The sequence below is a fragment of the Moorena sp. SIO4A5 genome, assembly GCF_010672005.1.
GTDB lineage: Bacteria > Cyanobacteriota > Cyanobacteriia > Cyanobacteriales > Coleofasciculaceae > Moorena.
On record NZ_JAAHHZ010000074.1, the window covers coordinates 1 to 12334 of the forward strand.

11 protein-coding genes are annotated in these 12334 nt (G+C 44.3%); 7 read left to right on the top strand and 4 right to left on the bottom strand.

The window, feature by feature from the left end; translation table 11 throughout:
- Together F6K57_RS21545 and ruvA are read left to right on the top strand one after the other, a co-directional pair.
- Positions 1-233: hypothetical protein (locus F6K57_RS21545; RefSeq protein WP_293070586.1), on the top strand; the 233-nt coding region annotated here is incomplete at its 5' end.
- Positions 234-533: 300 nt separating this feature from the next.
- Positions 534-1169 carry a Holliday junction branch migration protein RuvA gene (gene ruvA, locus F6K57_RS21550; protein WP_293027487.1) on the top strand — a complete coding sequence of 212 codons (636 nt, stop codon included), beginning with the start codon at positions 534-536 and terminating at the stop codon, positions 1167-1169.
- A gap of 204 nt (positions 1170-1373) precedes the next feature.
- Here the strand turns inward: ruvA and F6K57_RS21555 are convergent, their stop codons facing one another.
- Positions 1374-4271 carry an ATP-binding protein gene (locus tag F6K57_RS21555; protein WP_293027484.1) on the bottom strand — a complete coding sequence of 966 codons (2898 nt, stop codon included), beginning with the start codon at positions 4269-4271 and terminating at the stop codon, positions 1374-1376.
- Between the two features lie 1004 nt (positions 4272-5275).
- Here F6K57_RS21555 and F6K57_RS21560 point away from each other — a divergent pair.
- Positions 5276-6007, top strand: a complete 732-nt coding sequence (locus tag F6K57_RS21560; protein ID WP_293027507.1) for a response regulator transcription factor — start codon at positions 5276-5278, stop codon at positions 6005-6007.
- Positions 6008-6641: 634 nt separating this feature from the next.
- On the opposite strand, the gene F6K57_RS21565 is transcribed toward F6K57_RS21560, so the two are convergent.
- Positions 6642-8519 (bottom strand): caspase family protein, encoded by a 1878-nt coding sequence (locus F6K57_RS21565; RefSeq protein ID WP_293027480.1) that lies wholly within the window; start codon positions 8517-8519, stop codon positions 6642-6644.
- A gap of 278 nt (positions 8520-8797) precedes the next feature.
- Here F6K57_RS21565 and F6K57_RS21570 point away from each other — a divergent pair, with 278 nt between their 5' ends.
- The 3 genes from F6K57_RS21570 (at position 8798) to F6K57_RS21580 (ending at position 11044) form a co-directional block, all read left to right on the top strand.
- The gene (locus F6K57_RS21570) at positions 8798-9376 is read left to right on the top strand and encodes a hypothetical protein (protein ID WP_293027477.1); all 579 of its coding nucleotides are present in this window, start codon (positions 8798-8800) and stop codon (positions 9374-9376) included.
- 44 nt (positions 9377-9420) lie between these two features.
- Entirely contained in the window at positions 9421-9591 is a 171-nt protein-coding gene (rpmF, locus tag F6K57_RS21575; RefSeq protein WP_293027472.1) for a 50S ribosomal protein L32, read from the top strand.
- Positions 9592-10201: 610 nt separating this feature from the next.
- Complete coding sequence (locus tag F6K57_RS21580) at positions 10202-11044, top strand: universal stress protein (protein ID WP_293027468.1); 843 nt, start codon at positions 10202-10204, stop codon at positions 11042-11044.
- 409 nt (positions 11045-11453) lie between these two features.
- Here F6K57_RS21580 and psbM read toward each other — a convergent pair whose 3' ends face one another.
- Positions 11454-11567: a photosystem II reaction center protein PsbM gene (gene psbM, locus F6K57_RS21585; protein ID WP_044495836.1), complete on the bottom strand. Its 114-nt coding sequence runs from the start codon at positions 11565-11567 to the stop codon at positions 11454-11456.
- 135 nt (positions 11568-11702) lie between these two features.
- On the opposite strand from psbM, the gene F6K57_RS21590 reads away from it, so the two are divergent.
- Positions 11703-11843, top strand: a complete 141-nt coding sequence (locus F6K57_RS21590; protein WP_293030512.1) for a hypothetical protein — start codon at positions 11703-11705, stop codon at positions 11841-11843.
- A gap of 92 nt (positions 11844-11935) precedes the next feature.
- Here F6K57_RS21590 and F6K57_RS21595 read toward each other — a convergent pair whose 3' ends face one another.
- Positions 11936-12265, bottom strand: a complete 330-nt coding sequence (locus tag F6K57_RS21595; RefSeq protein ID WP_008191595.1) for a 2Fe-2S iron-sulfur cluster-binding protein — start codon at positions 12263-12265, stop codon at positions 11936-11938.
- Positions 12266-12334 lie beyond the last annotated feature (69 nt).

Below are 12334 nucleotides of genomic sequence, written 5' to 3' on the forward strand. Positions count from 1 at the left end.
AGTTGCAGGTTAATCGAGTTAACAACTTGCAGGTTGGTAGGTTGCAGATTAATCAAGTTACAAGTTGCAGGTTGGTAAGTTGCAGGTTATGCTCTCAACTATCCTTCACTATTTTCGTGGTGGAGTACAACCTTAAACCAACCTTGGCCAATAGGCCACGCTACGCGAACAACCAAATAACCTCCCCTACTTCGGACGCCAAAGGCGAACAACCAAATCACCTTAAACCTTAAACCTTGGCCAATAGGCCACGCTACGCGAACAATCTTGGCCAATAGGCCACGCTACGCGAACAACGTTTAACCAACCTTAAACCTTGGCCAATAGGCCACGCTACGCGAACAACGTTTAACCAACCTTAAACCTTGGCCAATAGGCCACGCTACGCGAACAACGTTTAACCAACCTTCAACCTTGGCCTATTGGCCACGCTACGCGAACAACGTTTAACCAACCTTCAACCAACCTTCAACCAACCTTCAACCAACTAACCTTCAACCTTCAACCAACCTTCAACCTTCAACCTTCAACTAATGATCAGCTATCTCAAGGGGACAGTAGCTAGCATTCAAAAAAGCACTGGTAATCGCGTAACTCTGATTCTAGATGTCAACTACATTGGGTATGAAATACAAATCACTCGCCGTTTGTCCCAGGAGTTGCCCGTAGCTTTATCGGAAAAAACCGTGCAAATCTTCACCCATTTGCAAATCCGGGAGGAGCAACAGGTGCTATACGGTTTTGCTTCAGCCGCTGAGCGGGATTTGTTTCGTCAGTTAGTTAGTGTCAACGGTATTGGTGCTCAATTAGCGATCGCACTACTGGACACCTTGGGATTACCTAATTTAGTCCAAGCGATTGTCACAGGTAATATTCGTGCCTTATCCAAAACCCCTGGTGTGGGTAGCAAAACCGCTGAACGCATTGCTCTAGAACTGAAAACGAAGTTGGCTCAATGGCATAAGGTATCAGAGGTAGAGTCCCCACTATCTGCTAATGGACTCTCACCAGGAATTCAGGAAGATGTGGAGATGACCTTGTTAGCTTTGGGATATGAAAATGATGAAATCGCTCAAGCACTCCATGCTATCAGTGAGGATCCTCAGGTCGCTAAAAGTAAGAATGCGGAAGATTGGATTCGAGAAGCGATCGCTTGGTTGAGTCGCTGATCATGTTCCTGATCGCATCTATAAATATAGCGGTTCCACGAGTGAGGTACATCTGGATCAGCGCTACTAGGGGGAGAGTGGGAATAGGGGGAGGAGGTTGAAGAAATTTGGGTTTACCTCATCCCACAACAGAACCGCTATAATCTAACCGAAACCTGAAACCTGAAACCTGCAACCTGCAACCTGCAACCTGCAACCTGCAACCTAATAAATTACCCTTCGAGCACGAAATCCTTTAAGAGTCTGGGGCAAAAAAGAACAAGCTAGGGTTTTAGATTTTGGTAGATCGCAATCAAGACAATCGCCAGTAGAAGCTTTTACTCGTCTAGGAAACTTGACATGGAAGGTAGACCCCTTACCCACCTTACTCTCTACCGTAATCGTTCCTTGCATCAACTTGACTAAAGATTCTGTAATTGCCAGTCCTAAGCCGGTACCCGAGTACTTGCGAGTTGTGGTTTGATCAATTTGTTGGAACTCCTCAAAAATATGCTCTAAGTCATCTTGGGCAATTCCAATTCCCGTATCCCTAACAGTGAGCATCAGCCAGTCGGTGGAAATTTCCTTGACTACCACCTCTACCCTGCCAATTTCGGTAAACTTAATCGCATTGGAAACCAGATTGACCAAAATCTGCCGCAGGCGGAGGCTATCATTGATTACCATGGGATTTTGTAAATTGGTTTGGATATACAACCCTAAATCCTTCTGAGCAGCTAGGCAACGGAATTCATTGATAGTTTCTTTAATCAACCTGTCCAAATGCAAACTTTCCAAGGTTAACTCCAGACAAACTGCCTCAATTTTGGACAGGTCAATCATATCCTTAATCAGAGTCAGTAGATGTTGAGCATTATTCACAATGCGATCGATTATATCTGCTTGTTGGTGGGTCAAGGAGCCCTGACGCTGACGCAATAGGACCTGGGAAAAACCAATAATGGCATTCATGGGAGTCCGTAACTCATGGGATATTGTCGAAACAAACTGGGATTTCAACCGTGCTGCTTCCAACAATTGCAGGTTCTGTAGCTTGAGGGATGCATCTCTGATTTCCAGTTCTCGATTCTGCCGAGCCAGCATAGTGTTCTGAAACTCTAAACGCGCTTCTTGCTCCTCTAAGGCTTTAATCATGTGAGCATTATCAATTGCGATCGCAGCTTGTTCATTAATCATGCGAGCATTATCAATTGCGATCGCAGCTTGTTCACCCACTGCTCCTAGCAGATTCCGACCTGATTGGTCTAATCCCTCTGGGTCTTCCCAATTGCCAATACCTAGTACTCCCAAGCGTCCTGCTTGCACAGACTCAATCGCCACAGCGTAAATAGCTGTAGGTACTTCCTCTTCCGGATGCCGCGCATCCCAACCCTTGCGATGAATTAACTGAGATTTGCCAGTTAAAAAGACTTGAGATAGTAACCCTTGCTCAAGGGGCAAGATGTCTTCCCAGTGGAACTTTTGTGTATGAATTCCCTCGGTAACCCTTAATACTTCAGGGTTACCGAGGGAATTATTGAGAATGATGAAACAAAATTCAACCCCAGCAATCGCTTTAGCTACCTCCGATACGATCTCTTGCAACAGATTTGGAAGGTTAGTCAGTCGTTGATTGAGGAGATTAGTCAACTGGTGTAGGGTTCTCAATTGCTGTTGCTGTTCATTGAGAATCGTAATTACCTGCCTGAGATCATCACTCGCCTGGTTTGCCTCTCGGTATAAGCGCGCATTTTCAGTGGCTAGGGCAGCGCGACTAGCTAAATCCTCAGCCAACTTCACATCGATCTCATTGTAGCGGCGACCTGAGTCACTCCTGACAAACCAAATTGAGCCCAAGATTTGTGAACCCATTCGTAAAGGTACACAAATGTAACACTTAATTTTCAATGCCTGTAACATCCTGAGATGGTCAGGATCCTCAGCAGCAGCTCTTAGGAATTGATCAGAAACCTCAAAATAGGTATCCGTACAACCTGTACGTAAAACCTTGCCATTGCCATACTCTTCATCCCCCTGGGGAGGGTAGCAACGGTGCAGTTTCCAAATCAACTCCTCTTGCTCTGGGTTAACATGGGCAACCGCAAGACGCTGGTAAGACTGGGGAGTATCATAGCTATCAACTCCCGATACTACATCAATGGCACACCAATCAGCAAAGCGAGGGATTACCAGCTGCACTAGATTGTCCAATGTAGTCTGGTAATCGAGGGAAGCTGAAAGTACAGCAGAAGCCTCCGCCAGAAATCGCTGGGATTCTTCTGCTCGCTTCTGCTGAGTAATATCAGTAATTACACCAGACATCCGGAATGGTACTCCTTGATCATTCAACTGGGCTTTGCCACGAGCAGTACAGTAGCGATCTTCTCCAAAAGCACAGGGTAGGTGAAATTCTACATCCAGTTCAAGATAATCTTGTTGGTAACTAGCCACCGCCTTAGTAACTTTGAGTAGATCTGAGGAATTTAGTAACTTAAATAAGAGATCAGGAGAAAAGTTATGGTGGTACTTCCCTATCTGTTCAGGGGACAAGCCAGTAATTTCATAGAAGCGGTCATTACAATACAGTTGTTTAGTGATCAGGTTCCAGTCCCAGATCCCGTTCTTGGAACCTTCTAGCACCAAGCGGTAGCGTTCTTCGCTTTCTTTCAGCCGCTGATGAGCTACAGCTGCTTCCCGTTCTGCGCGGTAGAGGCGAACTGCATTAGAGAGGCTACGTAAGAGATTTTCTGGTGAGATTTGGCTTTTGGTCAGATAGTCCGATGCTCCAGATTTCATCAGCTCAACCGCAATTTGCTCATTAATTTGCTCGTTCCCCTGGTCACTCAACACAATCACAGGGACTTCAATCCCAGCATCACGGATTTCTTTAACCAGAGTCAATCCGTCCCCATCCGGTAAGTTATAGTCTAATAGAATGCAGTCCAAACTCGCTTGGGTCAGGGTAGAGTTAGCGCAGCGTGATGCGATGATCGACCTAGCGCTTTTGCTGTCAACTGCAACAGCTATTTTTACGGGTATACCCCCTCTGTTAAGAGCTTTAATTATGGCTTTGCAGTTAACTTCATCATCCTCTACGATCAGTAGTCTGATAATCTCGTCCATGATTTAGCGGTTGAGCTGTTGTCATTGGTTATTGGCTAATAATGATTAGTGGATAGTGGGTAGTAGCAGTTCTTGACTGACAACCGACACCTGAGGAGGCTAAGGAATTATATTGAGCCGACTCTATTGTTTAAGTTGAAGTATTGCTCAAATTTAGTCAACCTTACGGACTTTACAATCTCTCCACGTCGCTTTAGATTGTAGGCTTCTACCTTACCTCGGTACTAGTAGGAGAGCTTCAGTAAAAATACCGATCTGACTAGGTACAGGACATCCCACGGTTGTGTAGTATCACCGAAACATTTGCCAAATCGATGAGAATCGACTAGGTATGAGTATACTTGTATAAAAACTCCCTTGATTAGTAATCTCACCCATCTAGGGAATGAACCCATGCTAATTTTCCAGTGGTATTTCCTGAGAAACAAACTCCCTTAGATAGATTTTTTAGGGGGTTTTACTCCCTATTGTATCCTGCTGTTGGATGAGGGAGCATGGGACGATCCGCAGATGAGCATAAAGAGTAGGATTTAGCGGAATTGGTCATTTCGTTCTGGTGAGACTACCTTAGTTACTCAATAAGCCGATCGGATGTCAATCCTGTTGAGAATCTCCTCTAACCGTTGGAATGGGAAATCCTGCCAACCCCTATGACAATTAGTTTTGGCACGACTAACCCCTTATACTCATAGAGTGTAAAGATTATAATAAGTAACTACCCATAGGTGCGCTCTTACTTGGCGAATTAAATTCGCCACGGGTCGCACCTCCTGTAAATTCTCAATAACTTTATATCTGATAGCGTAATCGTTTTTGACAAATGCTTTCATTCCAGCTCACTTTAAGTGATCGTTGCCAAGAGATGGTCTTTTGGAAACTCTATCCCAAAGTCATAAATATCTACAACTACCAATAGGTGGAGATCATGATGATTTTTACCAAAACTTTACAAATTTACTCTAAAAATCAATAAACTATAAATCTCACCCCCCTAGACGTTAATGATGGGTAAAATTCGTGTGGCTCTCATTGAAGACCATGATCTGACTCGGATGGGTCTGCGAACAGCCCTCCAACAAAGTGGTGAAATTGAATTGGTGGGCGAAGCGGCCAATGCCACTGAAGGACTAAAGTTACTCGCGGAATCTAGACCAGATATCGGGATTGTCGATATTGGTCTTCCTGACATGGATGGAACTGAATTAACTAGACAATTCAAAGAGTTTCAAGCAAAACAGGATGATTCTAAACAGGATGATTTTCCCACCAAAATTATGGTACTGACCTTGCAGGATGATGAAGAAGCCGTACTAGCCGCTTTCGCCGCTGGTGCCGACTCTTACTGCATGAAAAATATCACCTTTGATCAATTGCTAGAAGCTCTGAAAGTGACCTATGAAGGTAATGCTTGGATTGATCCAGCCATTGCCAGGATTGTACTTGAGCAGATCAAACCAAGCAAAGACACTCAGCCTACTGAAGCTAGTGAAACGATAGCTATCCATGCTGCTCCCAATGAATACAATCAAATGATTGAAGCTTATCCTTTAACGGAAAGGGAATTAGAGGTTTTGCAGTTGATTGTAGAAGGTTGCAGCAATGCTGTGATTGCCGAAAGGTTATATATCACTGTGGGAACTGTCAAAACTCATGTCCGAAATATCTTGAATAAACTCTGTGCGGATGACCGTACCCAAGCAGCTGTCCGTGCCCTCCGCTCTGGCTTAGTTATTTAAGATTATACCATAAAGTAACTTTTTACAGTTATAAGGTTAGTTGGTTGAAGGTTGAACGCGCACGCGTGGCCAATAGGCCAAGGTTCAAGGTTGAAGGTTCAAGGTTGAAGGTTCAAGGTTGAAGGTTCAAGGTTGAAGGTTCAAGGTTGAAGGTTCAAGGTTGAAGGTTCAAGGTTGAAGGTTCAAGGTTGAAGGTTCAAGGTTGTTCGCCCTAGGGGTCCGGTGTAGGGTAGGTTGAACATTAGAGCCTTAACAACTCAAAGCCGGATGTATAATTGGCAACCTGTAACCTAAGCACTCAGCTATCAGCTATCAGCTATCAGCCATTAGCCTTGGCCAAAGGCCACGCTAAGCGAATGGCCACGCTACGCGAATGGCTCACGGCTGACGGCTGACGGCTGAATGCTTACCCTGTAACTGGCAACCTGTAACCTTGGCCAAAAGGCCACGCGTGCGCGTTCAACCTTCAACCTGTAACCTGTAACCTGTAACCTGTAACCTTGGCCAAAAGGCCACGCGTGCGCGTTCAACCTTCAACCTGTAACTGGCAACATTCAACCTTCAACCTTGGCCAATAGGCCACGCGTGCGCGTTCAACCTTCAACCAACCTTAAACCTTCAACCCAAATGACTATCAAGGTCTACCTTGCTGCCATCTAGCGATCGCTTCTTGGGCAGCCTCATAGTAAGGGGTATCTTTTGGGACTAATTTTGCTGTGTTAATCGCTGAAAGAAACTTGCCTCGCGATGCACGGGACTTAGCAATCAGATAAATCTTATCGCTAGCTTGAGCAATTAACGCTTGTGCTGTGGCATACTTAGGTTGACCCGGTGGAATCTTACGGAGGGTTGCGATCGCACGATTATAACTAGATGCTTGATTACGTTGCACTTGTTTGATGGCTGTTTGGATAATCTGTTGATTCTGCGACTTCTGTTGGGATAGAATCTGCCACTGTTTAATAGCATTGTTAGCCAAAGCATAAACAGAAGGGTTATCTTTAGGAACTAGTTGGGCAGCTGCTATCGCTCCTTCAAAATCACTTTTTTTTGCCCGTTTCTTGGCTAGAGCCAGAATTGAATGACTCCAACTAGTGATATATTGTTGTGTCTGATCATAAAGAGGATCCCCAGGTTTCACCTGACGGGCAATTGCGATCGCATCACTATACACAGATGCCTGCTTCGGTTCAACTAACTGTCTTGCCTCGTCCAAAGCTGCTTGATTCGCCTTAATCCCACTCGGTTCCAGCGATTTCTGTGCTTTAGTTTCCAGGGATTTACTCTTGGAATTTGGCAAGGGAGCTGGAGTTGCCTGGGATGTTGACCCTGCAGGTAATGTTACTGGGGAGTTACTGACCTTGGTAGTCTCTGGTAATTTGGTAGTTAATGTGGTATTGTTCCTGTTTTGTATTACCTGCTGACTAATCAAGCCTTCCTGGTTACGGACAACAGTTAAGCTCACTAGTCCTAACAACAAAGCTATACCACTACCCCAAAACAACCATTCTCGCCATGACGATAACTCTTCTGTATCAGTTTGAGGCTGGCTGTCTGAATAAGAAACTAAAGCTACTGAGTTAGATGACTCCTGGTTTGAGCTGTCAGTGTTAGTGGGTAAAGACCTATTTTGATTAAGCTTTACCACAGATAAAGGTTTTTTGGCAAATTCACTCTCAAGATTCTTCTCATCTTTAGAAAGAACTACCTTGGTAGCTTCTGAGTCAGTGCTTGGGTCAGCCCATTGATTTTCTGGTGGTGAGCTTGCCCCTTCAGGCCAAATTTGTTGTTGTCGATACTCCTGTAAAGGAATTACCGTCAGAGGAATCTGAACTGGTCGCCAATGGTGTTGGCTCAACTCCGGTAGCCGCTCCCTGAGATACTCGTCAAGATTTTCAAGGGTAATCTCAGTATGATAGTAACCCAGTGCTTCTAGAAGTGCTGAGGTGAATAAGCCATTCCCTAGAGCCGCCGCTTCGTGAGAAAACTGGTTGAGTTGACTAGAAAGTATCAGGGAAATATCCATTTTGTAGGCTAATTCCACTGTTTCAGCACCAACTGGTTCACCAGATGGCATTCCCGGTGAGCGGTTTATGTCTAACAATACCAGGATTTTATTGCCCCCCATAGTCTTGAGAGAAGAAAACAGGCATTCTATTGGTATACCTGTTCCTGGAATATCATCTGGATTGCCATCAATCGGCATGAGGTAGTCAACTTTATCCCAACTGACCCCACAGCCACTGAACAAGAACCAACGCCAACTTTCTGGAGAACCTGGACTCTGGCGAATCCTGTCGAGGCATCTTAAAATATTTTCTCGGTTGGGGTAGGTTAAAAAATCATCAATCGGTGGTGAAGTATCAGTTAATAAAAGAAACTCAGTGGGTTGCAGATGAGCTTGGTCTACAAAAAACCCTTGTAGTCTTTGAGCGTCTGCTTGACCATAGTTTAGAGGTTGTAAGAACTGATAGCGGTTGATGCCAATTGCTATACCAGCGTAATTTGCCATTTACCCCATACCCTAGTGGCTGAAACTAGTAGATTTTATGCCTATATATGCCTAATTTTATTACTATTGCTGTAGTTTACCCTTACACTTAAATTCTAATCCAACCCTGTTAAGCTTAACCTAACGGCTTAACTTTATTAATTAATTAATTATAACAATATCGAACCTAGTCCACCTTTCAAGGCTCTTGAAGTAGTTTTTGTAAATCTAGTTTCTGTCAAGATTTTCCTTCATCATGAATCTTTTCCTTTTTTGGCCTAATCAGAGGATATAATAGTATGTTGTCCAAATTAATCCGGCTATTGGTATTGCCCGGCTTAGTAGGGGTTAGTTGGCTGACTACAGTTGCCATTGTTCCCCAAAGCGCGGAAGCCAAGACAGCTCGTATTAATGTTACCCTCAATCGTGAGCCTGACGAAACTTACCAAGGCTTTATGCGGCGTGCTGAAGTAGTTGCTAGAGCAGCAGCTCAACGCAGCTTCGATAGTGACATATTGACTACAAAGGTAGCGATTACTATTCTAGGACAAAATCAAGGAGAAATCGCCCCAGTCTTGTTGTTAGAAGTCAGCCGTCCATCCTGGAAAAGACGACCGGATGCCAAGTATTGGGCAACTTACTTTCCCAATACCCAGTTCCTACTGCGAGTTGAGGAACCTGATTTTTCCCCTCAAAGTCAGCCACAGTCCCTGGAACCAGCCAACAACCAGGCTCCTGAGCCACCACCAGCCAACAACCAGGCTCCTGAGCCACCACCAGCCAACAACCAGGCTCCTGAGTCACCGCCAGCAAACAACCAGGCTCCTGAGCCACCACCAGCCAACAACCAGATAGAAGACCGAGATACAAGACAATGAAATAAGATAGAAAAGCTGTCTAACAATTTAAATAATTTACACTTATGGCTGTTCCTAAGAAGAAAACCTCAAAATCCAAACGGGATAAACGTAAAGCTAACTGGAAGCGCAAAGCGCATCTGGAAGCACAAAAAGCCCTCTCTCTCGGTAAAGCAGTCCTGAGTGGGCGTTCTAGCTTTGTTTATCCAACACAGGAAGAAGAAGACGAAGACTAGGTTTACTCCTGCCCACCGGGCGATGACGGCGTATCGCTTATTTTTCCCATGGTTCCGGTGGGTTAGGTATCACGAAGACAACGCGCTATACACCCTGTTGCCCTAACACCTCTGACGACTTTCGGGTCTCCAAGCTACTTACCTAGCTTAATAGATCTGAAGCTAATACTGAAGCTAGGCGTGAGAGTCATGACTCATCAAGGAGTGCTGTCTTCTCACCGCCGTTAATAAATTTTCAAAATTTTCTAGCCCTATTATCAGTATCCTGGTGAGTATATACCAGGGAAAGTCCAACCCTCAACCCCTACCGGACAACTATCTGAGGTCACGGGTTGCTGGGAATTTAACTGGCATATCTAAAATTGATTTCTGTTCGTTAACTGTTGGTGGTTAACAATTAACAGAAAATCATGAGTCGGGCTGTGCCAATTAGATGTATCACAGCTTAATACCATTGAGTTGAGTTTCAAGTAAGTGCCAGACAATTTACCAAACATTTTGAATGGTTAATTGTTAAATTTTGCAACTCAATTTTGCAACTCAATTTTTAATCTCAATGGTCAGTAACCAAGCATAAGTTCGTAACTCCACCAATAATTGAAATTGCCCAATGATAAGAAAAATTTTAATATCTGTAGCTGGTCGGGGACTGTGTGAAGAAATGTTCAACATGTTGGCCGAAATTCCTGCCATACAACAGGCATCGGTCACAGTCCTACATGTGGTGCCTCCTCAAGTCACGGCTGAAGCCATGTCAGCTAAGTTAGAAGAGGGGGGTAAGATTTTAGCAGATGCGGTCAAATCCTTAAAGGTTGACCCCAGCCGAATCACGCCCAGACTCAAACAGGGAGACCCTAAAAATATCGTTACCCAAGTGGCAGACGAAGAAGAAACCGACCTGATTATTATGGGTTCGAGAGGACTAACTCGCCTAGAAGCGATTTTGGAAAACTCCGTTAGCCAATATGTGTTCCAATTGTCCTCCCGCCCGATGTTGTTGGTCAAAGACGATGTCTACGTCAAACAAATCAGACGGATTATGGTCGCAATGGATAAATCTGATGCTGCTCAAAATTCCTTCGAGTTGGCTCTATCCCTAGTGCGAGACATGAAGAATGTTCAACTATATCTAGCTCGTGTCATTCCCGAAGCCAAACCTGATCAAGTGATGAGCAATGCTGAAGCAGACCCAGTTCTCGCAGAGGCAGCAGCAAAAGCGAAAAGGCTTGGTGTTTCTTACCGTTGTGTTCTAAGTGGCGGTAAGCCCGGACCAGGAATCTGCGAGTTAGCAGAAGACAAGAACATCGACTTGCTGATTCTCGGTTCTCCTGACCGTCGCCCTTCTATGGCCAAGAGTTTAGTAGATTTAGATCGATTACTCGGGAATTCTTTATCAGACTACGTCAGAGTGAAGGCCAATTGCCCAGTGTTGTTATCACGCACAACTACTTGAAGTAGTCAGTTATTAACCATTAGTCATTAGCCATTAGTCATTAGCCATTAGTATTGCCAGTAAACCTCTTGTTGGTTACATGTTGCTTAAAAAGGGTTCATGATCAAGGTTTAATGACAAAGGGTTAATGACTAATTATTTAAACTTCCACCTACTTGAGATTTCACTTACTTTAGTGGTGGGAGCTAGACTCATAAATCCGGTAATCGCTGATAATCCCGCCTACTTTAGTGGCGGGAGAAGTCAACTTCACCGTTATTTAATTGAAATTAATTATACAACGTTATACAAGGTTATACAAAAAATCCCTTGGACTTTCATCCTGGGAAGAATCCCACGCTGACCTTTGGCTAAGGAGCAATGCTTGGGCTTTTGGTACAGGCGTGGGGATTATCACCAGATCAGCTAACTAGTTTCCTGAGCCTTCACGGCTCGCGGTTTGGATATAAAGAATTAGCAGGAAAACCGCAGGCACCAGCACAAACAAAATGCTGGCAACAAACCCTAGATCGTTAACTTGCATGATTATTAGTTCCTCTAAATCGTTTTTAACCCACCAGCTATAGGATACCATTAACACGGCTGTTCGCGAAGCGTCGCCTTCGGCGAATCGAAATAGAAGATTGAAATATAAGCCTGGCAGGAGGAAATCCGGCTAATGGTAGATAAGCGGGTTGAAAATCCTGGTGAGATACATTCCATTGTCTTAGCTTTATTCCCTACTCCCTACTCCCTACTCCCTGCCCTTTGGAGCAAGCTACGGGAACAAACCCAAGACGAAAGCACCTCACCCAATTGATCAATGCTATAAACCCTATGTAAGCATCTATACAAGGAGCAGTATTCAGCTGACAATCTCTCGCCAGCTAGCTCTAAAATCCCTTGCTATGGTTAGATGGCAGCAGATGGGGATTTGCTCTTCAGGGTTGGTTTAGTTTTAACACTCACAGGTCCATTCACCAAGACTTGACAGGCTAATCGGTAAGTATCTGGCTTTTTCTTTAGTTTCCGATTTTCTACCTCAGTTCTAGGGGATAAATTTTCTATGCCTGCCACAATTTCCACAATACAGGTACCACATTGACCATAACCGCCACAATTGACCAGCTTGCCCCGAAACGTGTAGAGATCTATGCGATTTTGCAGCATTTTCTCTCGTAAGTTCGCTCCATTGGCAGCAATGACTTCTTGGTCTTCCTTGACAAATTTGATATTAGCCATGATTTGTCCCAAGTCTGATCTTATTTTCTGATAGTATTTCTATTTTATTAAGGAATGTTAAAAAAATAA